The organism is Microbacterium sp. 22296 (genome assembly GCF_052045385.1).
Lineage (GTDB): Bacteria > Actinomycetota > Actinomycetes > Actinomycetales > Microbacteriaceae > Microbacterium.
Map to the genome: position 1 here is coordinate 169,057 of NZ_JBQEOS010000004.1, position 25,697 is coordinate 194,753.

The 25,697-nt window shown below is 71.4% G+C and carries 20 protein-coding genes; 6 read left to right on the plus strand and 14 right to left on the minus strand.

From position 1 onward, the window contains the following. Positions 1–10: 10 nt before the first annotated feature. Positions 11–400 carry a hypothetical protein gene (locus ACTJJP_RS09930; protein ID WP_440774857.1) on the minus strand — a complete coding sequence of 130 codons (390 nt, stop codon included), beginning with the start codon at positions 398–400 and terminating at the stop codon, positions 11–13. 146 nt (positions 401–546) lie between these two features. Then, the gene (locus ACTJJP_RS09935; protein ID WP_440774858.1) at positions 547–4,032 is read right to left on the minus strand and encodes a family 43 glycosylhydrolase; all 3,486 of its coding nucleotides are present in this window, start codon (positions 4,030–4,032) and stop codon (positions 547–549) included. 246 nt (positions 4,033–4,278) lie between these two features. On the opposite strand from ACTJJP_RS09935, the gene cofG reads away from it, so the two are divergent. The 4 genes from cofG to ACTJJP_RS09955 all read left to right on the plus strand — a co-directional run bounded on the left by cofG (position 4,279) and on the right by ACTJJP_RS09955 (position 10,326). Beyond that, complete coding sequence (gene cofG, locus ACTJJP_RS09940; RefSeq protein ID WP_440774859.1) at positions 4,279–6,879, plus strand: 7,8-didemethyl-8-hydroxy-5-deazariboflavin synthase CofG; 2,601 nt, start codon at positions 4,279–4,281, stop codon at positions 6,877–6,879. Further along, positions 6,876–8,582, plus strand: coding sequence for a flavin-containing monooxygenase (locus ACTJJP_RS09945; RefSeq protein WP_440774860.1), 1,707 nt, complete (start codon positions 6,876–6,878; stop codon positions 8,580–8,582). Before cofG ends, ACTJJP_RS09945 begins: the two co-directional genes overlap by 4 nt. Beyond that, the gene (gene fgd, locus ACTJJP_RS09950; protein ID WP_440774861.1) at positions 8,579–9,589 is read left to right on the plus strand and encodes a glucose-6-phosphate dehydrogenase (coenzyme-F420); all 1,011 of its coding nucleotides are present in this window, start codon (positions 8,579–8,581) and stop codon (positions 9,587–9,589) included. Before ACTJJP_RS09945 ends, fgd begins: the two co-directional genes overlap by 4 nt. Before the next feature lie 101 nt (positions 9,590–9,690). Then, a complete protein-coding gene (locus ACTJJP_RS09955; RefSeq protein WP_440774862.1) occupies positions 9,691–10,326 on the plus strand; it encodes a 2-phospho-L-lactate guanylyltransferase in 636 nt (211 codons plus the stop codon). Positions 10,327–10,381: 55 nt separating this feature from the next. Here ACTJJP_RS09955 and ACTJJP_RS09960 read toward each other — a convergent pair whose 3' ends face one another. Then, positions 10,382–13,585 carry an RCC1 domain-containing protein gene (locus ACTJJP_RS09960; protein WP_440774863.1) on the minus strand — a complete coding sequence of 1,068 codons (3,204 nt, stop codon included), beginning with the start codon at positions 13,583–13,585 and terminating at the stop codon, positions 10,382–10,384. A gap of 313 nt (positions 13,586–13,898) precedes the next feature. Here ACTJJP_RS09960 and ACTJJP_RS09965 point away from each other — a divergent pair, with 313 nt between their 5' ends. Then, a complete protein-coding gene (locus ACTJJP_RS09965) occupies positions 13,899–14,729 on the plus strand; it encodes a hypothetical protein (protein WP_440774864.1) in 831 nt (276 codons plus the stop codon). A gap of 12 nt (positions 14,730–14,741) precedes the next feature. On the opposite strand, the gene cofD is transcribed toward ACTJJP_RS09965, so the two are convergent. The 6 genes from cofD to hemQ all read right to left on the minus strand — a co-directional run bounded on the left by cofD (position 14,742) and on the right by hemQ (position 20,742). Next, positions 14,742–15,707 carry a 2-phospho-L-lactate transferase gene (gene cofD / locus ACTJJP_RS09970; RefSeq protein ID WP_440774865.1) on the minus strand — a complete coding sequence of 322 codons (966 nt, stop codon included), beginning with the start codon at positions 15,705–15,707 and terminating at the stop codon, positions 14,742–14,744. A gap of 56 nt (positions 15,708–15,763) precedes the next feature. Continuing rightward, a complete protein-coding gene (gene hemL, locus ACTJJP_RS09975) occupies positions 15,764–17,104 on the minus strand; it encodes a glutamate-1-semialdehyde 2,1-aminomutase (RefSeq protein ID WP_440774866.1) in 1,341 nt (446 codons plus the stop codon). A 182-nt stretch (positions 17,105–17,286) separates the two neighbouring features. Continuing rightward, on the minus strand, positions 17,287–18,270 hold the full coding sequence (hemB, locus tag ACTJJP_RS09980) for a porphobilinogen synthase (RefSeq protein WP_440774867.1): 984 nt from the start codon (positions 18,268–18,270) through the stop codon (positions 17,287–17,289). After that, the gene (locus ACTJJP_RS09985) at positions 18,267–19,079 is read right to left on the minus strand and encodes a uroporphyrinogen-III synthase (RefSeq protein ID WP_440774868.1); all 813 of its coding nucleotides are present in this window, start codon (positions 19,077–19,079) and stop codon (positions 18,267–18,269) included. Before ACTJJP_RS09985 ends, hemB begins: the two co-directional genes overlap by 4 nt. Continuing rightward, positions 19,076–20,074: a hydroxymethylbilane synthase gene (gene hemC, locus ACTJJP_RS09990; protein ID WP_440774869.1), complete on the minus strand. Its 999-nt coding sequence runs from the start codon at positions 20,072–20,074 to the stop codon at positions 19,076–19,078. The genes ACTJJP_RS09985 and hemC overlap by 4 nt, the downstream gene beginning before the upstream one ends. After that, positions 20,071–20,742 carry a hydrogen peroxide-dependent heme synthase gene (hemQ, locus tag ACTJJP_RS09995; protein ID WP_440774870.1) on the minus strand — a complete coding sequence of 224 codons (672 nt, stop codon included), beginning with the start codon at positions 20,740–20,742 and terminating at the stop codon, positions 20,071–20,073. Before hemQ ends, hemC begins: the two co-directional genes overlap by 4 nt. 52 nt (positions 20,743–20,794) lie before the next feature. Here hemQ and ACTJJP_RS10000 point away from each other — a divergent pair, with 52 nt between their 5' ends. Beyond that, positions 20,795–21,670 carry a bestrophin-like domain gene (locus ACTJJP_RS10000; RefSeq protein ID WP_440774871.1) on the plus strand — a complete coding sequence of 292 codons (876 nt, stop codon included), beginning with the start codon at positions 20,795–20,797 and terminating at the stop codon, positions 21,668–21,670. A 192-nt stretch (positions 21,671–21,862) separates the two neighbouring features. On the opposite strand, the gene ACTJJP_RS10005 is transcribed toward ACTJJP_RS10000, so the two are convergent. The 5 genes from ACTJJP_RS10005 to hemE form a co-directional block, all read right to left on the minus strand. Beyond that, a complete protein-coding gene (locus ACTJJP_RS10005; RefSeq protein WP_440774872.1) occupies positions 21,863–22,141 on the minus strand; it encodes a hypothetical protein in 279 nt (92 codons plus the stop codon). After that, entirely contained in the window at positions 22,131–22,541 is a 411-nt protein-coding gene (locus ACTJJP_RS10010; protein WP_440774873.1) for a phage holin family protein, read from the minus strand. The genes ACTJJP_RS10005 and ACTJJP_RS10010 overlap by 11 nt, the downstream gene beginning before the upstream one ends. Before the next feature lie 5 nt (positions 22,542–22,546). After that, positions 22,547–22,948 (minus strand): hypothetical protein, encoded by a 402-nt coding sequence (locus ACTJJP_RS10015; RefSeq protein ID WP_440774874.1) that lies wholly within the window; start codon positions 22,946–22,948, stop codon positions 22,547–22,549. Between the two features lie 111 nt (positions 22,949–23,059). Next, positions 23,060–24,565 carry a protoporphyrinogen oxidase gene (gene hemG, locus ACTJJP_RS10020; protein WP_440774875.1) on the minus strand — a complete coding sequence of 502 codons (1,506 nt, stop codon included), beginning with the start codon at positions 24,563–24,565 and terminating at the stop codon, positions 23,060–23,062. Then, positions 24,562–25,677: a uroporphyrinogen decarboxylase gene (gene hemE / locus ACTJJP_RS10025; protein ID WP_440774876.1), complete on the minus strand. Its 1,116-nt coding sequence runs from the start codon at positions 25,675–25,677 to the stop codon at positions 24,562–24,564. Before hemE ends, hemG begins: the two co-directional genes overlap by 4 nt. Positions 25,678–25,697: the final 20 nt, after the last annotated feature.

A 25,697-nucleotide genomic window follows, 5' to 3' on the forward strand; every position in this document is an offset into this window, starting at 1 on the left:
AGGGCGCGCGTCAGGCGACGATGTCGGCTACGTTCTCGGGTTCGGATGCCACGTCGAGCCGCAGGGCCTTGAGCAGAGCCACACCGTGCTTGGTGGTGAGCACGAGCCGTTCGAACTCGTCGTGACCGGTGAGATCGACCACGACGCTGGGCTTGCGTCCGCGGATGACGACGAAGTCGTTGCCGCCCGCCGACTTCCACGTGCCCATGCCGACCGCGACCGGAAGGTTGATGCCGGGGTTGGGGACGCCACGCAACCACGTCCAGGCGTCATCGGTGAGCTGCACGCGCTCGATGTGCTCGCGCGGGACGACGATGTTGGACTTCCGGAACGACATCGCCCGTTCGGTCGGCGAGAGCACGACCTCGAGCTGCGTCGAATCGAGCAGCAGGGTCACCATGGCATCCATCCTGCCAGCGCGAGCGGGTGCCCACCGGCCGCCTCACCTCACGAGAGCGCAACGATCGGCCCGTGTCGCTCGCGCACTCCTCCGCGGCACGACGAAGCCGCGCCCGGGGCGGACCCGGACGCGGCCTCGAGCAACGGTCAGCCGCAGCGGGCGGCGGCGAACGGGACCGAGACCGTGTCGGTCACCGTCTTGCCGTCCACGGTCGCCGTGGCATCCACCGTCACCGTCCCGGCCGGGATCGCCCCCAGACGTGTGGTGAAGGCGGCCGACGAGCTCTTGCCCGCGGCGAGGGAGCCGAACGCCTTGGTTCCGTACGGGCCCTTCGCCGTCACCGTCACCGGGAAGCCCTCGGCGTTTCGCACCGTGACGGTCTGGGTGACCTTGCCCGAGATGCACCGGGAGCTCACGGCTCCGGTGACCTCGAGGCCGACCGGCGCGGTCACGACGACCGTGGCCGTGACGCGACGGTTGTCGGGCGCGACCTCCTCGGCGCTCTCCATGTCGAAGATCGGCAGGCCGTCGGCGGCGAAGTGCACCCGGCGCACGAACATGTCGCGACCGCTGAGGTTGTTGTTGTCGGTGCGGGCGTGGAAGACATACAGCAGGTTGTCGTCCTCGTCCTGCGACCACATGCCGTGGCCCGTGCCGAGCTGCCAGGAGCCGTTGAAGACGCCGGACTTCTGGATCGGGTAGTTGAGCTTGCTCCACGCGCTCGGCGAGGTCAGGTCGACGTTCTCACCGGCCGCGGCCAGGGCGAGGCCCGTCGTGTAGGTGTCGCCGACGGTCGAACCGGAGTAGATCAGGTACAGCTTGCCGTCGCGGGCGTACACGTTCGGCCCTTCGGCGATGACGTTGTCCCAGGCGTACTCGGGGGCGAGGATGCGGACCGGCTCCGAGGTCAGACGGGTCGGGTCGGCCGGGTCCATCCTGGCGATGAACAGGGCGCCGAGCTGCTGCCACACGTAGTACGACTGCCCCGAGTCCTCGACGTACGTCATGTCGAGAGAGATCGTCTGAACGGGGTTCAGGATGCCACCGTTGGAACGGAGCACCTTCTGCGCCTTCGTCCAGTTGGCGGGCACCGCGGGGTCGAGGTCGCGCCCCTGCGCGTCCTTCTTCAGCTGGATGATGCTCGCCTGGCCGGTGAACATGTCGGGGCGACCGTTCGCCCCGTCGTAGCAGGGCATGAACAGGATCGAGAGCTTGCCGCCGATGACGTGGTACTCCGGAGCCCAGAAGCATCCGGTCATGGCCCGGCCCTCGGCGTCGAGGTCGCCGCGACGCAGCAGGTCGACCTCGACGTTGCGTCCGGCGCGGATCGCCTCGTCGGACAGGTCTTCGATCGAGTTCGCGATGCGGATCGGCATGTGCGCGCCGCCCTGCGGGTCGATGTTGCCGCCGTAGATGTCCTCGGTCGCGATCATGAGGAACTTCTGCTGCCCGTTCAGGTCGTAACGGAACACCGAGGGGTCGGCGCGCTCGTCGGCGAACGGCGTCGCGTACTCCGGCTGCTTCACCGTGCCGCTGACCTCGTACGTTCCGGGCTTCGACGTATCGACGGCGCCGACGGATGCGGCATCCCACGTCACCGGACGGGTGGCCTTCGAGCCGTCCGAGTACGTCAGTTCGACGCGCTTCGCGAGGGCGGCGGCGTCGAGGGTGGACCCCTGCGCGATCTCGACCCGTGCCGGGGCGGTGACGCCGGTGTTCGCGACGCGTCCGAAGCGCACCTCGAGCGCCGCCAGGGTGTCGGCGTCGACCGGGACGCTGTTGCCCGAGTCGTAGTCCGCCACCTCGGCCTCGTCGACGCCTGCGGTCGCGGCGACCTCGCCGCGACGCACCTCACCGCGGGTGGAGACGTCGCCCAGGTCGGCGAACGAGGTGTACATCGCGGCTCCCGCGTCGGACGTCCACGAGACCACGTAGCGGTCCGCGGCGGAGTCGTAGACGGCCGCGGGGTCGTTGACCCCCGACGTCACGCCGAGGTCGACCATGCCCACCTCGTCGTAGCTGCGCAGGTCGGCGCTGCGGGCGAAGAGCAGGCTCGAGCTCTGCGTCCCGTCGGCTCCCCCGCCGCGGGCCGTGCGGGTGGCGACGACGCCGTAGCCGCCGTCTTCGAGGGTGAACAGGTGCGGGTCGCGCAGGCTCCGGATGTCACCGTCACGTGGACCGTTCGCCGGCACGGGTACGGCGGTCTTCGGGAAGAAGATGCCGTAGTTCTCGTTCAGCGGACGCCAGGCGTCGCCGTCGCCGACGGCGAGGTGCATGCTGAGCGCGACATCGGCGTTGTTCGCCTCGGTGACCAGCGTGGGCACACGGTTGTAGGCGAGCAGCTGCTCGGTCGAGTCGGCCGGGAGCACCGTGACGGCGAAGGTGCGGTCGGCGGTCGCGCCGGTCGCGACATCGGTCACACGCACGGTGATCGATCCGTCGGCGCCGGTGACGACGCCGTCGGTCACGACGACACCGCCGTCGGTCGAGCTCACCGCGACCGTCGTCCCCTCGGGGGCATCGGGAAGGGTCGAACCCGCTTCGAGGACGCTGGGGATGACGAACCGCCCCGCCAGACGGGCGGCGCGCTGTGCGGCGGTCTCGGCCGACGCCGTCACGGTCACGGTGATGGACCGGGTGGCCGTCACGCCGCGGACGGCGGCGGTCGCCGTCAGCTGCGCGGTGCCACCGGGCTGACCGGCGACGGGGGCGGTCACCGTCCCGTCGGGCGCCACGAGCGCGGGGTTGCTCGAGGTCCAGGTCACACGTCCGCCGGAGGTCGGGAGGTCGATGTCGGTCGAGGTCGAGACGTCCGTCAACGCCAGGGCGTCGAGGATCGCCTGAGCCTGCGCCCGCAGTTCGGCCTGGTGGGTCTCGGCGTCGGTCTGAGCCGTGGCCGCGACCTCGGTCGCCGACAGGGCGCGGTCGTAGACGCGGAAGGCCGAGATCGCTCCCTGGAAGAGCGGGTCGGGCCAGGGCGCGCGGCCGATGGTGTTGAGCGACTGGTCGCGCACGTCGGCGGGGGTGCGATCGATCGCGGCGTCGGCGACGCGGACACCGTCGAGGTAGAAGGACGCACGCCCGGTGGCACCGTCGACGACGGAGGCGACGTTGACCCATTGGTTCGCGGTGACGCCGCAGGACGGGGCCCCTACGAGCCGCTCGACACCGGCCGATTTCACGCCGAGGAGCGGTGTCCGGCCGGAGCCGCAGTTGAGGGAGGCGAAGAAGTACTCGGTCGCGGCCGACTCGTTGCCCACGTTCCACAGGAAGTGGAACGAGTTGAGCATGGCCGGCGACGCCTTGACCTCGGCGACGACCGTCGCCGATCGATCACCCGCCAGGATGTCATCGGGCAGCTCGACCCAGTTGCCCGTCGAGGTCTTGGCCCCGCCGCGCATGGTCAGGCCGCTCGCGGTCCAGTCGGTGCTCTGTACGTTGCGCACGGTCGCCGGACCGAGCGACGATCCCGTCGCCGTGTTGGGGACCGTCGCGCCGGTGGGTTGACGGAAGTCGTAGGCGGCGACCAGGCCGTCGGCGGGTGGGGCGGCGATCGCGGGCTGCGCGGTGGCGATGGTCGCCGCCCCGACCGCCAAAGCGGTGAGGAAGGCGAGGCGTCGTCGGGTACTCACGTGTTCCGGCTCCTTTGCTCGGGTGACGGCGCACTCTCGCAGCCAGAGGCTCGCCGATGCCGTCCATGTCGGCGACGGGTGGGGTGCGCGTCCGTGAATGTTAGCGGCAACATTGCGCCCTGTCCATGAACCCGTCGCGATCGGGACGGGCGAGGACGTCAGCCGCAGAACTCCCCCGACGGCCGGGGCACCGCCGTCGGCGCGCTCCCCGGCCCGGATGTCGGGGGCGGGGGATAGCCTTGAGCGATGAGTACGGGCAGCGCTGCGCCGCGAGTCGCACCGGCCCGGGGCGACACGATCGACGATCTCCTGTCGCGCATCACGGCGGGCCACCGCCCCGATGTCGACGAGACCGAGGCGCTCCTCGGCGTGCCGCTGCCCCATTTGTTCCGCGTCGCGTCGGGTGTGCGCGACGAGGGGCTCCGCCGCGCGGGCCGCCCGCGCATCGTCACGTACTCCCGCAAGGTGTTCGTGCCGCTGACGACCCTGTGCCGCGACCGGTGCCACTACTGCGTGTTCGTCGATACGCCCGGTCAGCTCGACCTGCTGCGCAAACCGGCCTACATGAGTCCCGAGCAGGTGTTGACGGTGGTGCGCCAGGGGCAGGCCCTCGGCTGCAAAGAGGCACTGCTCACCCTCGGCGATCGTCCCGAGGAGCGGTGGCCCGAAGCCCGCGCGTGGCTCGACGCCCACGGCTTCGCCTCGACCATCGATTACGTGGCCCACATCGCCCGCCTCATCACCGCCGAGACCGGAATGCTCGTGCACGCCAACCCCGGCGTGATGCACCCCGAGGAGCTGCGGGCGCTTCGGCCGGTGTCGCCGTCGATGGGCATGATGCTCGAGACCACCTCGCGGCGCCTCTACGAGGAGCCCGGCCAGGTGCACTTCGGCTCGCCCGACAAAGACCCCGCGCTGCGCCTGCGGGTCATCGACGACGCCGGGGCCGCCGGCATCCCGTTCACCACCGGCATCCTGGTGGGGATCGGCGAGACCGTGCGGGACCGCGCCGAATCGCTCGTCGCCCTGCGCGAGCTCGACGACCGCCACGGGCACGTGCAAGAGGTGATCGTGCAGAACTTCCGCGCGAAACCCCGCACGGCGATGCAGGGCGCACCGGATGCCGACACGCGCGACTACCTCGCTGCGGTCGCCGTCGCGCGGCTCGTGTTCGGCCCCGACATGCGCATCCAGGTGCCACCCAACCTCTCCGACCCGCGCGAGCTCGGCCTGCTCATCGAGGCCGGTGCCGACGACTGGGGAGGGGTGTCGCCGCTCACCGCCGACCACGTCAATCCCGAGCGGCCCTGGCCGCAGATCGACGATCTCGCCGCGCACACGGCCGCGCGCGGCTTCCTGCTGCGCGAGCGCTTGACCGCCCACCCCGAATACGTTCAGGATGCCGCGCACTGGATCGACCCGGCCCTGCATGCTCCTCTGCGGGCATTGGCGGACTCCGAGGGTCTCGCCGCCGACGTGAGGCCCGTCGGCGTGGTCGCCCCGACCGGCGGGGATCCGCGTCGCCCGGCGGACGCGCTCGCGACGTCACCCGATGTGAGGAAGGGAGTGCGTGCGACGGAGGGAGGACCGATCCTCGACGACGCGCCCCCCGCCCGTCCCGAGCCCTCCGCCCCTCCCGCCCCCGCGGACGCACTCCGGCATGCCGCGCCCCGGCATGCCGCGCCCCGGGATGCCGCGCCCCGCCGCACCGCGACCCCCGACCCCGGTGTCCGCCGGCTCGCCGAGCGGGCGGCATCCACCCCCCTCTCCCTCGACGACGCCGAGTGGACCCGCCTGCTGCGAGCCACGGGCGACGAGCTCGACGACGTCACCGCGGTCGCCGACGACGCGCGGCGCTACACCGTGGGCGAGCCGATCACTCTCGTACAGAACCGCAACCTCACCTCGACGGGCTTCCGGCGCACCGGACGCACCGGCCCGGGCGAGTTCGACCTCGACGACGCCGGCGCGATCGCCGCCGACGCCGCCGGTCTCGGCGCCACCGAGATCTGCATCCAGGGTGCGCTCCGCGGTGACGAAGACCCCGCCGGCTACCTCGACATCGTCCGGGCCGTCAAGCGCGGGGCTCCCGGCATCCACGTGCACGCCTACCGTCCGCTCGACGTCCGCGATCTCGCCGACCGCGGCGGCCTCGGGCTCGATGGCGCGCTGACGGCGATGCGCGAGGCGGGTGTCGACACCGTTCCCGGCACGGGGGTCAAGGTGCTCAGCGAGCGGGTTCGCGCGCTCGTCGCGCCGGGCGACCTCGAGATCGACGAGTGGGTCGAGACCATCACGGCGGCGCATCGCGCCGGGTTCCGCTCGACCTCGGTAATCTTCTACGGCCACGTCGAGACCGCCGAAGAGCGCGTCGCGCACCTGCGGCGTCTGCGCGCGATCCAGTCCGAGACCCGCGGCTTCGCCGAGTTCGTCCCGATCCCCCTGCCCGGCGGCGACGTGCCGCTCGTGGCGGGACGCGCGCCGATCGACGAGCACCGGGCGATGGTCGCGGTGTCGCGGCTCCTGCTGTCGGGCAGCATCCCGCACGTGCAGATCCCGTGGACACGCGTGGGCCGCGAGGCCGCGGCCGTGCTGCTGCGATCCGGCGGCGACGACCTCGGGGGCACTCTCTACGACGGCCGCGTCCTGCCCGACGCCGGGATCGAGCAGGGGCTCGAACTCCCGGTCACCGCGGCCGAGCGGATCGCGCGCAGCCTGATGAGGCCGTTCCGGCTCCGCACGACCGACTACCGGGTGGCGACGGAACTGCCCGACCCCACCGGCCCGTACGTCGTGACGAGCGGCGGCACCCGCTTCGCGCTTCCCGCCGACGGGCCGCGCGCGTGAGGGTCATCGACGTCGCGATCGTCGGCGCCGGCTTCGCCGGGCTCGCCATGGCCGGAGCCCTGCGCCGCGCGGGTCGCGACGACATCGTCGTGCTCGAACGCGCCGACGACGTCGGCGGCACCTGGCGCGACAACACCTATCCCGGCGTCGCGTGCGACGTTCCCGCGCACCTCTACAGCCTCGCCGCCCACCCGAACGCCGGCTGGTCGCGCACGTTCGCGTCCGGTCACGAGATCCAGACGTACCTCCGGGGCGTCGCCGTCCTCGAGGGTCTCGGCGATCGCCTGCGCCTTCGCACCCCCCTCCTCGGGGCGCGCTGGGATGCCGCCGACGCGGTCTGGTACCTCGACACGGGCGCCGAACCCCTCGCCGCCCGCTCCCTCGTGCTGGCGTGCGGCCGCCTCACCGAGCCGCACGTCCCCGGCATCCCCGGACTCGAATCCTTCGACGGCCCGATCTTCCACACCGCGCGATGGGATCACGGCGTCGACCTCGCCGGCACGCGCGTCGCGGTCGTCGGCACGGGCGCGAGCGCCGTGCAGCTCGTACCCGAGCTCGCCCGTCGCGGCGCGCGGGTGACACTGTTCCAGCGCACACCCGCGTGGATCGTGCCCCGCGGAGGCGGCGACATCGGCGATGCCGACCGCGAGCACCTCGCCGCGCACCCCGGTGACCTCGCTCGGCTGCGCGCCGACCTCTACGCCGAGGGCGAGCGGCGCTACGCGTCGCGCTCGGGTGACGCCGCGGCGTCCGCCGCCGCCCGCGCGTCAGCTCTCGACCACCTGCACGCCCAGGTCGCCGATCCGGTGTTGCGTGCCGCACTCACCCCGGATTACGCCTTCGGATGCAAGCGCGTCCTGCTCTCCGACGCGTTCTACCCCGCCGTGGCCTCGGATGCCGTGACCCTCGAGCCCACGGCCCTGGTCGCCGTCGACGGCCCGATGCTGACGGCCGAGAGCGGTGACCGGTACGAGGCCGACGTGCTCGTGCTGGCCACCGGTTTCGCCTCCGCCCAGCAGCCCTACGCCGATCTCGTGCGAGGCGAAGAGGACACGCTCGCGGCGCACTGGTTCGAGGGCATGACCTCGTTCGGCTCGACGGTGGTGGCGGGCTTCCCCAACCTCTTCGTGCTGAACGGCCCCAACGCCAGCCTCGGTCACAACTCGGCCGTCCTGATGGCGGAGGAGCAGGCGGCCTACGTGGTGCGGGCGCTCTGCGAGCGCGACCGACGCCCCGATGCCGTCCTGCGCGTGCGCCCCGAAGCCGAAGCGGCCTACACCGACGAGATCGCCGCCGCCGCGGCATCCACGCCCTGGCTGACCGGCGGATGCCGTAACTGGTACGTCGACGACCGCTCGGGCCGGCTGACCCTGCTGTGGCCGGGAACGGTACAGGCGTTCCGCGAGCGGCTGGCCGCAACCGACGGGTCGGAGTTCGTCGCCTCGCCCGCTTCGGTACCCGCGCCCGCGGCGGCCCCTGTTCCGGTGGCCGAGTCCGCGGCGGCGTCCGCGCCCGCCGTCACCGCCGCGCCCGTTCGAGGAACCGGACCCGCCACCACGGCTCCGGTCGCTCAGCCCGTCGACGTCGGCCCCGCCCGGGCGCCCGCGCGCACGGCGTCCCCGCCGCCGACGGCCACCGCCGCGGCCACCGCACCTACGACACCCCCCACGCCCATCCGCACGCCGAGGAGACACAGTTCATGAGCGTTCCACTGAGATTCGGATACAAGGCCTCGAGCGAGCAGTTCGGCCCGAACGAGCTGCTCGACTTCGGCGTGCTGGCCGAGGAGATGGGCTTCGACTCCGTCTTCCTCTCCGACCACCTTCAACCGTGGATGCACGACGGCGGCCACGCCCCCAACGCCCTCCCCTGGCTCGGCGCCCTGGGCGCGCGGACCGAGCGCGTGATCATCGGCACGAGCGTGCTCACTCCCACGTTCCGCTACCACCCCGGTGTGATCGCGCAGGTGTTCGCGACTCTCGGCGTGATGTATCCGGATCGGGTGGTGCTCGGGGTCGGCACCGGCGAGGCGCTCAACGAGGTCACCCTCGGGCTCGAGTGGCCCGAGCCGCCCGAGCGCTTCCAGCGCCTCAAAGAGGCCATCACGATCATCAACGAGTTGTGGGCGGGCGAGCGGGTCACCTACGAGGGCACGTACTACTCGGTGAAGGATGCCACCATCTACGACCGCCCCGCACACAAGGTGCCGATCTACATCGGCGCTTCCGGCCCCGCCGCCACACGCCTGGCGGGCCGCATCGCCGAGGGCTACATCACCACGAGCGGAAAGGACCCGGCGCTCTACACCGAGAAGCTCCTCCCCGCGCTCGACGACGGTCTGTCGAAGGCCGGACGCACGCGCGACGATGTCGACACGCTCATGGAGGTCAAGGTCTCGTACCACCCCGACCACGACACCGCGCTCGAGAAGACGCGCTTCTGGGCCCCGCTCGCCCTCAGCGCCGACGAGAAGATGAGCGTGCACGACCCCCTCGAGATGCAGCGCCTCGCCGCCGAACTGCCCATCGAGCGGGTGGCATCGCGGTTCATCGTCTCGACCGACCCCGACGAGCACGTCGAGCGCATCGCCCGCTACGTCGACCTCGGCTTCCGCCATCTCGTGTTCCACGACCCCGGTCACGACCAGGAGGAGTTCCTGCGCATGTACGGCGAGGAGATCCTGCCCCGCCTACGCAAGCGCTTCGCCTGACACGGGGTCCGACGCGGGTCGTACCGATGCCCGTCAACATGTACGGGGGCCGCCGGCTCCCCCCACCCGACGATGTCGGCCCCCGACGGACAATGGATGCGATGGACACTCCCGACACCTCCGGCTGGACGATCATCGTCCCGGTGAAACCTGCCGCCGTCGGCAAGTCGCGTCTGGTCGACGTCGGCGTCGACCGTGAGGCCCTCGCGCGCGCCATCGCGCTCGACACCATCGCTGCGGCGGCGGCGGCCACCCTGGTCTCCCGGGTCATCGTCGTCACCGACGACGCGGACATTGGCGCCGAACTCCGTCGCGAGCCCCAGGTCGAGGTCGTGCCCGAGGGCGACACGCGCGGTCTCGACGGCGCCATCGCCCGGGGGGCTGACGTTGCCGGTCTCGGCACGGCGCGCGCCGCGCTCCTCGGTGATCTGCCCGCCCTGCGTCCCGCCGACCTCGATGCCGCGCTCGAGCTTGCGGCATCGGTCGAACGGGGCGTGGTCGTGGACTCCGAGGCCACCGGCTCCACCCTCGTCACCGCCCGCGCGGGAGCGGTGTGGGTCTCGGCGTTCGGCGAGGACTCCGCCGCCCGTCACCGCCTGCTCGGGTGCACCGATCTCGCCGTGGGGGGCGACTCCACCCTCCGCCGCGATGTCGACACGGCCGCGCACCTCTCTGCGGCCGTGGCTCTCGGTATCGGACCCCGTACCTCGGCCGTGCTGATCGCCGAAGCGCGATGATCACTTCCCTCGATGGGAAGGGGGCGGCACCGACCGGTGCCACCCCCTCCGCCGATCACACCTCGTAGATCTCGACCGCCCACAGGGAGTACCCGGCGCTGGTGTTGCGCTGCGTGAGATTCAATCGGACGTGACGAGCGGTGACCGTCGAGAAGGTCACGTTCTCGATCCCCCCGGCTCCGCTGCTCGTCGACGCGACGGTCGTCCAGGTCGACCCATCAGCGGAAACATCGACCGTGTACGCCTTCGCGGACGCGGTCTCCCAGCTGAGGACGACCTTGCCGACCCGGCGCTGGCCGCCGAGATCCACCTGCAGCCATTGGGTGTCCGGATTGGCGGCGTTGAAGTCGCTCGACCAGCGCGTCCGGGAATCCCCGTCGATGGCGTTCGCGGCCACGAGAGTGCTGTAGGTCGAGCTCACCGTGACAGCCGCCCCGCGAGCGAGGTCGGTCCCGCTCGACGCGGTGAACGTCGCCGAGAAGAAGGTCCCGCCGTCGAAGCCCGCGTTCCGGAGGAAGCGGATCGACCCCGCTCCGACGGGCACCCGGACGGTGACGGGAGCCGTGCGATCGTTACCGGAGGTGCCGTCTCCGACTTGACCGCGGGCGTTCCAGCCCCAGCCCTTGAGCGTCCCATCGGTGAGCAGGGCGAACCCGTTGCGACCCGCGCCCGTGACGTCGGCGACCGAACTCAGACCGCTGACGGCGACCGGCGCGAGCGCGTGGGTCGTCGTCCCGTCGCCGACCTGACCGTGGTCGTTCATCCCCCACGCTTTCACTGAACCATCGTCGAGCAGAGCGTAGAAGGTCTCTTTGCCGCCGACGACCTTCTTCACGCCCGTCAGCCCGCCGAGAGTGGAAGCGGGCGTCGAGCGAGAGGTGGTGGTCCCATCGCCGAGCTGGCCGTAGCTGCCGTCACCCCACCCGACGAACGTCCCGTCACCGAGCTGGACGATGCACGTCCAGTTCGAGGTGGTGATGCTCACGGCATTCGTGACGTTCGTCACCGCCGCGGGTGTCGGGTTGGCCGCCGATTGAGCGGTACCGTTCCCGAGCTGGCCGACATGGTTCCAGCCCCACGCCCAGACCGAACCGTCGGACCGTCGCACCCATCCGTTCGAGGGCCCGGATTGCAGGTGGGTGACACCGCTGACGTTGATGACCGGTACGGGGGTGGTCCTGTTGGTGGTGGTGCCGTCGCCGAGCTGACCGGACTCGTTCGCACCCCAGGCGCGCACCGTGCCGTCGGAGATCAGGGCGAAGGCGTGCGCGTACCCGGACGAGACGTCGATGGCGTTGGTCAGGCCGGGCACGACGGCCCACGTCGAGCGGTCCGTGGTCGTCCCGTCGCCCAGCTGACCGCTCGCGTTCTTGCCGCGCGCCCACACCGTCCCATCGGCCAGAACCGCGAACGAGAATCCGTCGCTGGACACGGCCTTCACGACCGGGGAGGGGAAAACGCGCTCCGTCTGAGCGAGTGAGGCCCCCCACGGGCCGCCGATCCCGAGCATGTTCGAGCCCAGGACGGAGACGGACGCCCGCGCGCTCGCCGACACCGTCGACGCTCCGAATGCGATCGTCGCGCCGGGACGCGTCCACGCGGCCGGGGTGAAGATCACGGAGGCTTTCCCGTCTGCGCCCGTCGCGGACGATGCGCGCGAGAGCTGCACATCCGAATCAGCGGTGAACTGCACCGTGCGGTTGGCCACTGCGGCCGAGGCTGACGTCACGACCGCGGTGAGCGTGGCGTCTGCACCGGCTGACACCGTCGCGGGGTTCGCAGCGACGGTGAGGCTCTCGAGACCGATGACGAAGAACGCCGCGTTGGTCTGCCCGTTGTCGTTCATGAGTCGGCTGATGGTGTGATCGGAGAGCCCCTGAACCGCGACGGGGGTCGTGCGGTTCGTGGTGCTCCCGTCGCCGAGACGCCCATCTCCGTTGTATCCCCAGGCGACGACCGAGCCGTCACGCAGCCGCGCGTACGTGGACAGACCTGCGGATGCCACCGACGTGGCGGACGTCACACCGCTGACGGCCACCGGGGTGGATCGGTCCGTCGTCGTACCGTCGCCGAGTTGACCGTTGTCGTTCATCCCCCACATCTGCACCGTGCCGTCGCTCAGGAGCGCACCGGAGGACTCGCGTCCTCCGGTGAGGGCGGAGATGTTCGACAGGCCGGCGATGAGCGTCGGCGTCGGGACGGTGGACGTCGAGGCTCCCGTACCGGTCTGACCGCGATCGTTGAGTCCCCATGCGCGAACGGAGCCGTCACCGAGCAGCACGATGACGGTGCGGTTGCTGGTCACCAGCTGTGTGACGTTCGACACGTTCGCGGTCACCAGCCCGCTCGAGGAGGAGGTCGTGCCGATGCCCATCTGCCCCGCCGCATTCGATCCCCACGAGCGAACCGTGCCGTCCGACAGGACGACGTGGCCCGAGACGGCCCCCGCCGACACGTGCACGACGTCGCTGAGCCCCGCGATCGCCGCCGGACTCAGAACGTCGCTGGAGCCGCCGTTCGCCATCTGGCCCACTTCATTGGCACCCCAGCCCCACACGGTCCCGTCGCTCCGGCGCGCGAAGACGATGTCGCGGCCCGCGGTCACCTGGACCACATCGCTCACGCCCGGCACTGCTGCCCACGTGGAGCGGTCCGACGTCGTCCCGCTGCCGAGCTGACCTCGCGAATTGGCGCCCTTGGCCCAGACCGAACCGTCCTTCAACAACACGATCGAGAAGTTGAGGCTCGCCAGCGCCTGCTCGACGGGCGAGGGGAACACGCGTTCCGTCTGCACCGCGGCCGTCCCGTACCCTCCGGCGATGGCGAGCAGGTTCGCACCCAGCACGGTGGGGCTCGTCGAAGCGGACGCCCCGTCGCTGAGCGCGCTCAGCGTCACGGTGCTACCCGGTGTCGCCCAGGGTGTCCCGAGGTCGACGGTGGTGGAGAACCGACCCGATCCGTCGGTGGTGCCGCTGCTCGAGCCGAACGTCGCGGAGGCCGGCCCCGTGAGGGTGACAGGCGCGCCCGCGAACGCACTCCCGCCGCTGCTGGTCACCGTGACCTGCAACGACGTCGAGCCGGCCGCCGGCAGGGTGGAACCGGACGTGAGCGAAAGGGCGACCGTGCGGTCGGTCGACGAGGCGAAGGCCGGCGTCGACGTCATCATGCCGATCGCGGGAACACTCCAGGCCGCTCCGACGAGCAGAGTCCGTCGTCCTACCCCGCGCTCCTGTGCTGTCTCCGTGTGAATGTCTGCCATGTCCGCCTCGCTTCTCGGTTCGTCCTGCTCGAGTGGTCGCAGGATCGCGTCGAGAACATGGTGGAGCGCCTCGGTCGAGGAGCCGAAAATCATGCGTCTTTCGCGTCGACCATGCGCCCTCGACGTACGGCGCATCTCCGGATTCCTCCCGCGGTTCGGGCGAAATCCGGAGGTGGCGCGGGTGATCGCGAACCGTCGCCGACGTCTGCGGACGGCCGGGCCGCGACACTCGACACCCAAGCCCATGAACCGTCCCGAACCCGACCGTCCACACTCCACGCGGCCCCGTCGCGCCCGTGTGGCGGGACCGGAGATGATCCGATGGTTCCGCGAACAGGGGTGGATCGCCGCCGCCGCGCCTGACGCCACGCAGCAGGCCTTCATCGACGAACTGGCGCTCCCCGGCGTGGTCGTCCGGAGGATTTGGCACACCCCGGTCGCGATGACGCGGGCGATGGACGCGGACACGTCGTCGGAACACGTGTGGCTGCAGGTCCAGGCCACCAGTCGGATCCGAGACCCGCACGGAGCGACGTCCGAGATGGGAGAACGCGACGCCCTCATCTGGGCGGGGAGGGGGATCACCGCCGTCGATTCGACGCACCCTGTCGCCCGGATCGAGGTGGAGGTCGACCCGCTGCGGGACGCTCCGGTCGAGAGCGTGCGTCAGCTGCGCACGGGTGGGACACCGCTCCACACGGTCTGGACGTGCCTCGCGGGAACGGTGAACGTGCTCCTGAACGCGGACGCACCGCTCGATGAGCAGAGTGCACGACTCCTGTCGCACGCGGTCAGGACGCTGGCGGACGCCATCTCCCGTCCGGCGGAACCAGGGTCGGCCGCCGCAGGATCCGACATCGCCCGCGCGGCGAGAAGACTCCTCGCGGAGAACGCCTCCGATCCGACGTACACCGTCGAGCGGGCGGCCCACGAGATCGGGGTGTCGCGTCCGCATCTCACGCGCGTGCTCTCCGCCGCGGGCGCATCGCCCCGTGACATCCTTCGATCCTCCCGTCTGGAGGCGGCGCGCAGGGCGTTCGCCCTGGACCCGCGGGCGGACCCGCTCACCGTCGCCGAGAGGAGCGGCTTCCGCTCCGTCCGGGCGCTTCGCAGCGCGTTGAAGCTCGACGCGCAGAGGCGGTGAAGACTCCGCCGCTCACGCCCGCAGGGCCGCCTCGGCGATCGCCGCGGACGCGTCCTCGTCGCTCATCCACAGCGGGGCCACGATTGCGCGAATACCCGCCGATTCCAGGTCGGGGGCAGATGCCGCGTCCTCTTCCGCGAGCAGCCAGGCGTCGAGCACGCCACCGGTCGACCGCGCGCCGTAATGCCGAGCGACCGCGGCCGCCGCGGTGTCGACCCCGATCGCTGTCAAACACACGTCGGCCATGCCGCGAACGACGCGACCGCCGATGATCGGCGAGACGCCGACGACCCGGGCCGCCGTCTCGTGAAGCGCTTCCCGCACACCCGGAACCGCGAGGATCGGCCCGATCGACACCACGGGGTTCGACGGGGCGAGCAGCACCACGTCGGCCGCCGCGATGGCATCCGTCACTCCCGGAGCCGGGACGGCATCCGCGATCCCGGGGTTCTCGAACGCGCGAGGCCTGAGCTCCGCGCGGTGCCGCGTCCACCACTCCTGGAAATGCAGGCGACCCCCGTCCTCGAGCAAGACGTGCGTGTCGACCTCGGCGTCGGTCATGGGCAGGAGCCGGACGCCGAGCGGCCACCGCTCCGCCATACGAGCGAGCACCTGGGTGGGCGTCAGTCCCTCGCGGAGCCAACCGGTGCGCGCCAGGTGCGTGCCGAGGTCGAGGTCGCCCAGGGTGAACCACGGCCAGCCCGCGCCCCACGCCTGCAGCTCCTCGTTCACACGCTCGGTGTCACCGGCGCGACCCCACCCGCGCACGGTGTCGTTCTGCCCCGCGAGCGCATAGGTGATCGAGTCGACGTCGGGTTGCAGCCGCACCCCCGAGAGCCAGAGGTCGTCGCCGGTATTGACCACGACGGTGGCCTCCGGCGCGCCGGACCGACGGAGCGCGGCGCGCACGCCCAGGGTGAACTTCGCACCCCCGACTCCACCGGCGAGCACGACGACACGGGGCGAGGGAGATTGCATCCCTCCAGTCTCGCACCCGACTCGACGCGCCTGCCTCCTCGCGAGCGACGTGACCTCTACTGCGCGAGCAGCGTCGGATCCAGCGCCTCCGCCGCGGCCTTCGCCGCCGCCGGGAGTGCACCGAGAACGTGCTCGAGAGCGACGTCGTCGTGGGCGGCGGTGAGGAACCACGCCTCGAAAACGCTCGGCGGCAGCGAGACCCCGGCATCCAGCATCGAATGGAAGAACGCCGCGTAGCGGTACGACTGCTGGGTGAGCGCCGTGGCGTAGTCGAGCGGCACCTCGGGCAGGAAGGCGACGCCGAACAGCGAACCGGCGCGCGGGACGACGTGCACCACGCCCTCGGCGGTCAGCGCGGCGTCGAGGGCGTCGGCGACCCGAGCGGCCGCGGCGTCGACCGCGGCGTACACCTCGGGCGTCGCGAGGCGCAGGGTCGCCAGCCCCGCGGCGACCGACAGCGGGTTCCCCGACAGGGTTCCGGCCTGGTAGACCGGGCCGAGGGGAGCCAGGTGGTCCATGATCTCGGCGCGGCCCGCGAGGGCGGCCAGCGGCATCCCTCCGCCGATGACCTTGCCGTACGTGAGGATGTCGGGCAGGTACCGCTCGCCCCGCGAGGCCTGCAGTCCCCAGAAACCGGCGGGGTGCACGCGGAAGCCCGTGAGCACTTCGTCGACGATCAGCAGCGCGCCGTGGCTGTGCGCGATGTCGGCGAGAGCCGCGTTGAAGCCCGGCAGCGGTGGCACGACACCCATGTTGGCCGACGCCGCCTCGACGATGATCGCGGCGATGTCCTCGCCGTGCACCTCGAACACCTCGCGCACGGCGTCGAGGTCGTTGTAGGGCAGCACGAGCGTCTGCGCGGCGATGGGGGCGGGAACGCCCGCCGAGCCGGGCAGCGCGAGCGTGGCGACACCCGACCCCGCCGCGGCGAGGAGTCCGTCGGAGTGGCCGTGGTAGTGCCCGGCGAACTTGATCAGCAGGTCGCGACCGGTGACGCCGCGCGCGAGGCGGATCGCCGTCATCGTCGCCTCGGTGCCGGTCGAGACCAGGCGCACCTTCTCGATCGGCTTCAGGTCGCCGACCTGCACGCGCTGCGCGACGAGGTCGGCGAGCTCCACCTCGGCCCCCGTCGGCGCACCGAACGACAGACCCCGGGACGCCGCGGACTGCACCGCGCCGACGACCTCGGGGTGCGCATGACCGAGCAGTGCCGGACCCCACGAGGCGACGAGGTCGACGTACTCGCGGCCCGCGGCATCCGTGATGCGCGGACCCGACGCCGACTGCACGAACCGCGGCGTGCCGCCGACGGATCCGTAGGCGCGCACGGGCGAGTTCACCCCGCCCGGGATGACGTCCTTGGCGCGGGCGAACCACTGGTCGTTGAGATCGGTCATGGCATCCATTCTTCCGGGCGCGCGCAGGTGTCGGCTCCGCGCGGGTCAGCTTCGCTACCGCTCACCCGCGTGAGCCGCCAAGATTCGTCGCCTCCGAGGCGGTCGAAGCGACACATTCTGGCGACTCACGCCACCGCGCGTCAGCGCGGCGCGCCGCACGAGCGCGCGTCAGCGGGCGGGGCTCAGAGCTCTTCGCGGAGCCAGCGGGCGGCCTCGAGGGCCCAGTACGTCAAGATAGCGTCGGCGCCGGCACGGCGGATGCCGAACAGGCTCTCCATGATGGCGCCCCGGCGGTCGATCCAGCCGTGGGCGGCGGCGGCCTCGACCATCGCGTACTCGCCCGACACCTGGTATGCCCACACCGGCACGTCGACCGAGGCCTTCACGTCGGCGAGCACGTCGAGGTACGGCAGAGCAGGCTTGACCATGACCACGTCGGCGCCCTCTTCGACGTCGAGCAGCGCTTCGCGAACGCCCTCGCGGCCGTTGCCGGGATCGAGCTGGTAGGAGCGGCGGTCGCCCTTCAACTGCGAGTCGACGGCCTCGCGGAACGGACCGTAGAACGCCCCGGCGTACTTCGCGGAGTACGCCAGGATGAGCGTGTCGGTGAAGCCCTCGGCATCCAGCGCCTCGCGCACCGCGCCGACCTGGCCGTCCATCATGCCCGACAGGCCCAGCATCGCCGAGCCCGCCCTCGCCTGCGCGAGACCCATCGCGGTGTAGCGCTCGAGAGTGGCGTCGTTGTCGACCGCCCCGTCGGCCCGCAGAACACCGCAGTGCCCGTGGTCGGTGAACTCGTCGAGGCACAGGTCGGTCTGCACCACCAGCGTGTCGCCCACCTCGGCGACGACGGCCTCGGTCGCGACGTTGAGGATGCCGTTCGGGTCGTCGGCGCCGCTGCCCACGGCATCACGCGTCTCGGGCACACCGAACAGCATCACGCCGCCGATGCGCTGCTCTGCCGCCTCGGCCACTGCGCGGCGGAGGGAGTCGAGGGAGTGTTGGACGATCCCCGGCATCGAGCCGATGGGGCTCGGCTCGGCGATGCCCGCGCGCACGAACATCGGCAGCACGAGCTGCGAAGGCACGAGCTGCGTCTCGCGGGCGAGACGACGGACGGCGGGGGTGCGGCGAAGGCGCCGCGGGCGGTGCTCAGGAAAACTCATGGGGTCGATTCGGTGGGGACGGGGAAACGGGCGACCGCCTCGATGAGAGCGTCGACCGTCTGCCGTTCGGCGACGACGTCGACGCTGAGGCCGGCGCGTTTGGCGTCTTTCGCGGTGCGCGGTCCGATGGCGGCGATGACGGTGGATGCCGGGATGTCGGGGAACTGCTCGACCACCTGTTCGGCGACCGAGCCGCTGGTGACGAGGATCGCGTTGATGCGGCCGGAGTGCACGTCGCCCGCGATCTTGTCGGAGACGGGGACTCCGACGGTGCGGTACGCCACGACACTGCGCACGTCGTGACCGGCCTCGATGAGCAGGCGCGTGAGCACGGGCTTGGCGATCTCGCTGCGCAGGGTGAGAACCGTGCGGGGGGCGGACTCGAGGTGGATCATCTGCTCGGCCATGCCCTGAGCCGAGTTGTCGCGCTCGGGCACGAGGTCGACCCGGTAGCCGACGGCCTGCATCGCCGCGGCCGTCGTCTCACCCACGACGGCGACGCGCGTCTGCGCGGGGATGACCGCCTTGTACGCGTAGAGCACGTCGACGGTGGTCGCACTGGTGAGCGTGAGCCAGTCGAACGCACCGGAAGCGAGGTCGGCTAGTGCCTGATCGAGGGTGGCCTGATCGTTGGTCGGCGCGAAGTTGATCAACGGCGCGATGACCGGAACAGCCCCGTACTGCCGCAGGCGAGCCGCGACACCGTCGCCCCAGGGCCCCCCGCGCGGCACGAGGACGCGCCGCCCGGCAAGCGGCTTGGGCACGCTGCCCGTCGAGGGGTTCGGCGTGTGCCAGTGGCCTTCATTCATGTGGTCGACTCTCGTGGTACCAGGTCGGCCGCCCCACGTTCGAGCAACCGACGCGCGGCTTCTTGGCCCGCACGCGTCGCACGCGCAATGGGTCCCCCGTCGTCGGCAGCATCTGCATCATTGCCACTGCCCGGTTCCCGAGCATACCCCGTGTCCAGACGCACTGTTCGATCGATACCGATCCGGCGGGAGCCGTCGAGGGCGTAGACGATGGCACGCAACCGCAGGTCGCCGTCGGCGATCGCCGCGTGCGTGCCCACCGGCGCGCTGCACCCGGCGTCGAGAGCGGAGAGCACCGTGCGCTCCGCCGTGATCGCGGTGCGGGTGTGCGCGTCGTCGAGTCGGGCGAGGGCGTCGTGGATCTCGGGGTCGATGTCGGTGCGGGTCTCGACGGCCAGCGAGCCCTGCCCGGGAGCGGTCGGCCACTCCCCGAGACCCAGCTCTTCGGCGTGCAGTCCGCCGAGATCGCCGCCGAGGCGCGAGATGCCGGCGGCCGCGAGGATGACGGCATCCAATTCGCCGTCGCGCACCCGCGCGAGACGCGAGTCGACGTTGCCGCGGATGTCGCGGATGTCGAGCCGCGGGTTGTGCCGCAGGGCCTGCGCGACGCGGCGAGGGGATCCTGTGCCGACGCGGGATCCCGACGGGAGCGAGCCCAGCGGGGTGCCGTCGCGCGTCACGACGACGTCACGGGCGTCCTCGCGCGCGGGCGTCGCCGCGATGATCAGCCCCTCGGGCTGAAGCGTGGGCAGATCCTTCAACGAGTGCACGAGGAAGTCGCACCGGTCGGCGGCGAGCGCCTCGCGCAGACCGTTCGCGAACACCCCGCGTCCGCCGAGCTGCGACAGGGAGGCGCGATTGACGTCTCCCTCCGACACGATCGGCACCAGTTCGACGACGCGCCCCGACACCGCGGCCACGGCGTCGGCGACGGTCTGCGACTGCGTCATCGCGAGGGCGCTCCGGCGGGTGCCGAGGCGCAGCGACGTGGTCACTGCAGGATCTCGGGGATCTCGTCGAGGGTGACGAGGCGACCCGTGTAGAACGGCACCTCCTCGCGCACGTGCCGGCGGGCCTCGGTGTAGCGGAGATCGCGCATCATGTCGACGAGGTCGGTGAGCACGTCGGCCTCCATCGGCAGGAGCCACTCGTAGTCGCCGAGGGCGAAGGATGCCACCGTGTTGGCGATGACGCCCTTGTAGGCGCTGCCCTTCTTGCCGTGCTCGATGAGCATCTCGCGGCGCTCCTCCTCGGGCAGCAGGTACCACTCGTAGCTGCGGACGAAGGGGTACAGGCACAGCCACTGCTGCGCCTCGATGCCTCGGAGGAAGCCGGGGACGTGCGAGCGGTTGAACTCCGCGTCGCGGTGCACGCCCATGGCGTTCCAGGTGGGCAGGAGGTTCTTCAGGAGTTCGGTGCGACGCAGGCGGCGCAGATCGCGCTGCAGCGCCTGCGGGTCTTCGCCGTGCAGCCAGACCATGAGGTCGGCGTCGGCGCGGAGGCCGCTGACGTCGTAGAAACCTCGGACCGTGACGCCGTCGGCCTCGACGAGCGAGACGAGGTCGGCGAGCTCGGTGGCGTCGACGGCGGTGACGGGGTTCTCGGGATCGCGGCGGAAGACCGCCCACAGTGTGTATACGGAAGAAGAGCTGTCGTGGGACATGGTTCCTAGTCTCGTCTCGCCGCGGCGGCGGGCCAAACCGGTTGACTCGCCGGTGGAAGACCGACAGGTGCGGCGCGTCGCCCGCCATTGGTACTGTGCGACGACGGCGTCGGGGGATGCCGCCGTGAAGGGGTGCTCGATGTGGCTCTACGACCTGCCGTTGTCCGTGGGACTGCCGGTGTTCATCGTGCTCGTGGTCGGCGGCTCCTGCGCCATCCTGCTGATCCTTCGCAAATGGGTCTTCCGTGTCGCACCCCAGGGTGAGGAGTGGGACCGCGTCCTCAGCTACGCGGTCGGCGCCTACGGCGTCTTCTACGGAGTGACCCTGGCGCTGATCGCCGCGGCCGCCTACGGCAACTTCACCGAGGTCGACGGGATCGTGCTCGAGGAGTCCTCGACGCTCGCCGCGCTGTACCGCACGGGGGCGCTGCTCCCGGAACCGGCGTCGACGCAGCTGCAGCAGCAGATCGCCGAGTACACGCGCAACGTCATCGAGCTGGACTGGCCCCTGCAGCGGCAGCTCCAGATCCCCGCCGAAACCGATGCCAACATCACGGCGATGCAGCAGGCGATCGCCTCCGTGCAGCCCAGCTCGCCCGCCGAGATCCTGTACGTCCAGCAGTCGCTCGATCAGTTCCATTCGCTCGTGGAGAGTCGCCGGGAGCGCATCGCGCTCACCCACCTGGCCCTGCCGAGCGTGCTGTGGATCGTGCTGGCCGTCGGCGCGGTGCTGAACGCGATCCTCATCGGCCTCATCGAGGTGCGCAACCTCCGCGTGCACCTGCTGATGTCGGGCATGCTGGCCCTTTTCGTCGCGCTGCTGCTCTACGCCATCGCCGGCTTCGACCACGCGTACGCGGGCCCGATCGCCGTGACGCCTGAATACTTCGAAGATCTGCTGCAGGGACTGTTCGCCGCCGAGCCGTGAGCGGCGGCGGAGACGTCGACGGGCTCAGCCTTCCGCATCATCGCGCCTCCCCGAGCAGCAACCACGATCCCTGAGCCTCTCGAAGGGACCGGAACCCGCGGCTCACCCGGAGACGTCGACACGCTCGACCTCATCCGCCGCGAACGGAGAACGGCCCGGTCCCCGGAGGGGCGGGCCGTTCATCCGGACTTCTCAGCGCGTGTAGGCGTTGACGATGCCCCAGACGGCGAGGCCGACGGCAACCGCGACACCCGCAACCGCCGCGGCGGCCGCGGCGGGGTTCTGCCGGGCCTTGGCCCGCACGTCGCTGACCGCACGGTCGACGGCGTCGCTCGCGCGACGCGGGACGTTCGCTTTGACCTCGATCGCGGCCAACGCCGCCTTGAGCTCGGCACGGGCCGACTCGACGGGGTCGGTGATGCCGAGCGGCACGGCGGTACGGGGCACGGGGACGGGACGATCAATACTCATCACGGGCCTCCTTCACGATGCGGACGTCTTCGGCGATGGCCTTGCCCGGGTTCTCGCGGTTGGACAGCTTCTTGAAACGCAGGTAACCCAGCAGCGCCAGGATCGCGGTGATCACGACCATCACGCCGAAGACCACGAGAGCCGACAGCCATACCGGCCACCACGACGACAGTCCGGCGATGACGAAGGCGAAGAACACCGGAACGGCCCAGAACAGCACGACCAGCGCACCGACGAACCAGCCGGCGCCGATCCCGGCGTCTTTCGCCGTGCGCTGCGCCCACGCCTTCGCGCCGTTGATCTCGGCGATGACGAGGTTGCGCACCAGTTCGGGGATGTCGCCGATGAGAGTGAACAGACCGTCGTCGGAGCGGTCGCGGAATCCGCGAGGAGTCGTCATGCGCGTCAGCTCTCCGATGCGTTGGAGCCGCCCTGGGCCGCCTTGGCCCGCGCGGTGGCCGTCTTCTCGGCCTTCTTCGCGTCGTCGACGGAATCCTCGACCACGTCGGCGACTTCGTGCGCCGACTTCTTGGCCGCACGTCCGGCGCGCTCGGCGCGCTCCTGAACGGTGCCCGAGCCCGACGCCGCGTTGGTGACCGACTTCGCGCCCTTCCACACCACACCGGGGACGGACTTGAGGGCGGAGACGCCCAGCGCCTTCACCTTCTCGACCTGTCCCTGCACGGCGGGCTGCTCCCAGACCTTCTCGGCTTGCTCTTTGATCTGCTCGTAACGCTGGCGGCCGGCGCGTGCTCCGAGCACGTAGCCCGCCACGAGTCCGACGACGAGTGCTGCTTTGCCCCTCATGGGGTCTCCTCACGCTCGATCGAGTGCTGGTCGAGTCTCACAGTAGCGATGTATGCCGCATCCGGCATCCGCCCTTGACACGGGAGCGCGCATGGTCGATCGCGACGATGCTCACCCGCGCCAGAGCGCAGCGCTGCGCACACGGTCGGCCTCCTCGCGCGCATCGGGGATCACCTGCGCGAGTCCCGTGCCCGAGATCCACGCCCCGGTCGCGCCGAGACCGTCGACGGCCCTCACGGCACCGCGCGCCGCGGCGGTCACGGCCGCGCGACCGATCGTCGCGGCCGGCTGCGACTGCACGTAGCGCGAGCGGTGGGCAGCCAGGAGAGCGGATGCCGACAACTCGACGCCGAGCAGAGCCGCCGCCTCCGACAGCGCGAGGCGCGCCGCAGCATCGTCGTCGAGCGCCGCGGTGGCCGGCTCTTCGCCCTGCGCGCCGAAGGACACCCGCACCACGTGGACGCCGGGCTCGGCGGCATCCCGCACCCAGTCCCACTTCGCGCTCGAGTGGGTGAGGGCCTTGGCGGTGTGACTGCCGGGCACCGTCAGGACGCCGGTGCCGCGGGGAGCGAGATCGAGCACCGGGGCATTCACCACCAGGGTCACCACCTCCACGATCGGGGCGATCGGGTCGGCCACCTCGAGACCGGGGACCACGGGGGCGAGCAGCGCTCGCGCGGGCCCCTCGGGCAGGGCGACGATGACGGCTCGCGCGACGAGCGGCTCGTCGTCGACCGAGGTCGTCACCGACCACCCGCCATCGGTGCGGGAGAGGCTCTCGGCGGAGACGCCCGTGCGCAGATCGACGAAGTTCTCTCGAAGGTCGGCGACGAGCGCGTCGACGAGGCGCGACATCCCCCCGGCGAGCCCGTCGACGGCGCCGCCCGGGGCGGGAGCCGGAACCGAACCGGCGGCGAGGGGAACCTCGGATGCCGGGGCGTCGACCGGCTTCACGCCCGATCGACGCGCGCGAAGCTCGGCGACGGCGCCCGTCAGCGAGCCGGTGCGGGTGAGCGCGGCGTTGAGGCCGGGGGCGGCGAGGTCGACGTCGATGTCGTCGGGGCGCGCGGAGTACACCCCGCTGGTGACGGGGGCGACGAGGCGGTCGAGCACCCGGGAGCCCAGGCGCGACCGAACGAGCTTGCCCAGGCTGTGCGCGTGGCCGATCGTCAGGGGTGGCCGCAGCCGATCGAGGTAGGCCCGCCACGCACCCGACCAGCCGATGATGCGACGCACGTCGGGGGCGAAGGGATTGTCGGGGATGCCGAGCACCCCGCCCTTCGGGAGCGGTGCCGCACCGACACCGGGCACACCCGCAACCCACGCACCCGCCGGATTCGGCGACACGACGGCGTCGCCGAGGTCGAGTTCGGCGAGCAGTGCGCGAACGACTCCGCCCCGGGTCGCAAAGCTCTCCGCCCCCACGTCGAGGGTCATGCCGCCGACCTCCGCGGAACGGAGGACACCGCCGAAGGCGTCGGACTTCTCGATCACCGTGACCTGCAGCCCGACCTTCGCGCACTCGCGCGCCGCGACGAGACCCGAGACGCCACCGCCGACGACCACGACACGGGTTTCGTGCGCATGCTGGACCAGCCGGTCGAGGGCCTCGCTCACGCGGCGTTCCCGCCTGCGCTCTCGTCGGCCGTGCCGCTGCCCGTGGCGGCCGTACGGTTGGCATCCGCCAGCTGCCCGTGCGCGTGCGCGTGCGCGTGCGCGACGATGCGGGTCAGCACCTCGGGGTCGGTGTCGGGCGGCACGCCGTGGCCGAGGTTCAGCACGTGCGCACGCGCCGCGCGGCCGCGAGCGAGCACGTCGTCGACGTGGGCTTCGAGCACGGGCCAGGGGGCGCCGAGCAGCGCCGGGTCGATGTTGCCCTGCAGGGTGACGTCGGGGCCGACCAGGGCGGCGGCCTCGTCGAGCGGCATCCGCCAGTCGACACCGACCGCGTCGGCGAGGCCCCCGAGACGCATGTCATCGAGGAACGCGCCGGTTCCGACGCCGAAGTGGATGCGGGGGACCTCGATGCCCTCGAGCGCCTCGTGCGAGTGCGGGGCGATGAACTCCCGGAAGGTCGACGGCGACAGCGAGCCGGCCCACGAGTCGAAGAGCTGCACCGCCTGCGCGCCGCCCTCGATCTGCGCGTCGAGGAACGCGCGCGAGACCTTCGCGAGCCAGCCGGCCAGACGGTGCCACGAGGCGGGGTCGGCGTGCATCATGCCGCGGGCGCGCAGGTGCTCCTTCGACGGTCCACCCTCGACCAGATAGGCCGCGAGGGTGAACGGCGCTCCCGCGAAACCGATGAGGGGCACCGCGTCGCTGAGCTCGGCCGTGACCCTGCGCGCCGCCTCGCGGACGGGCTCGGCCGCAGCGGCCACCTCGGCGGGGTCGATCGCCGTGATGCGGACGACGTCATCAGCCGTGCGCACCGGATCGGCGAACACCGGGCCGCGGCCGGGCTCGATGACCACGTCGACACCGGCGAGACGCAGGGGAACGACGATGTCGCTGAAGAAGATGGCGGCATCCACGTCGTGGCGGCGGATCGGCTGCAGCGTGATCTCGGCCGCGAGGTCGGGGGTCAGGCACGCATCGAGCATGCGGGTACCCACGCGGAGCTCCCGGTACTCCGGCAATGAACGCCCCGCCTGACGCATGAACCACACCGGCTGCCGCTCGGGGCGGTCGCCACGGAGGGCGCGGAGGAGGGGTGCATCGAGGGAGGCCATGGCATCCATCCTCCCACCCG

What these genes read in the sequence shown, in the direction of transcription:
- ACTJJP_RS09930 (WP_440774857.1), bottom strand. Translation starts at nt 400, where the DNA reads ATGGTGACCCTGCTGCTCGATTCGACGCAGCTCGAGGTCGTGCTCTCG.
- cofG (WP_440774859.1), top strand. Translation starts at nt 4,279, where the DNA reads ATGAGTACGGGCAGCGCTGCGCCGCGAGTCGCACCGGCCCGGGGCGAC.
- fgd (WP_440774861.1), top strand. Translation starts at nt 8,579, where the DNA reads ATGAGCGTTCCACTGAGATTCGGATACAAGGCCTCGAGCGAGCAGTTC.
- ACTJJP_RS09955 (WP_440774862.1), top strand. Translation starts at nt 9,691, where the DNA reads ATGGACACTCCCGACACCTCCGGCTGGACGATCATCGTCCCGGTGAAA.
- ACTJJP_RS09960 (WP_440774863.1), bottom strand. Translation starts at nt 13,585, where the DNA reads ATGGCAGACATTCACACGGAGACAGCACAGGAGCGCGGGGTAGGACGA.
- ACTJJP_RS09965 (WP_440774864.1), top strand. Translation starts at nt 13,899, where the DNA reads ATGATCCGATGGTTCCGCGAACAGGGGTGGATCGCCGCCGCCGCGCCT.
- cofD (WP_440774865.1), bottom strand. Translation starts at nt 15,707, where the DNA reads ATGCAATCTCCCTCGCCCCGTGTCGTCGTGCTCGCCGGTGGAGTCGGG.
- hemL (WP_440774866.1), bottom strand. Translation starts at nt 17,104, where the DNA reads ATGACCGATCTCAACGACCAGTGGTTCGCCCGCGCCAAGGACGTCATC.
- hemB (WP_440774867.1), bottom strand. Translation starts at nt 18,270, where the DNA reads ATGAGTTTTCCTGAGCACCGCCCGCGGCGCCTTCGCCGCACCCCCGCC.
- ACTJJP_RS09985 (WP_440774868.1), bottom strand. Translation starts at nt 19,079, where the DNA reads ATGAATGAAGGCCACTGGCACACGCCGAACCCCTCGACGGGCAGCGTG.
- hemQ (WP_440774870.1), bottom strand. Translation starts at nt 20,742, where the DNA reads ATGTCCCACGACAGCTCTTCTTCCGTATACACACTGTGGGCGGTCTTC.
- ACTJJP_RS10005 (WP_440774872.1), bottom strand. Translation starts at nt 22,141, where the DNA reads ATGAGTATTGATCGTCCCGTCCCCGTGCCCCGTACCGCCGTGCCGCTC.
- ACTJJP_RS10010 (WP_440774873.1), bottom strand. Translation starts at nt 22,541, where the DNA reads ATGACGACTCCTCGCGGATTCCGCGACCGCTCCGACGACGGTCTGTTC.
- ACTJJP_RS10015 (WP_440774874.1), bottom strand. Translation starts at nt 22,948, where the DNA reads ATGAGGGGCAAAGCAGCACTCGTCGTCGGACTCGTGGCGGGCTACGTG.
- hemE (WP_440774876.1), bottom strand. Translation starts at nt 25,677, where the DNA reads ATGGCCTCCCTCGATGCACCCCTCCTCCGCGCCCTCCGTGGCGACCGC.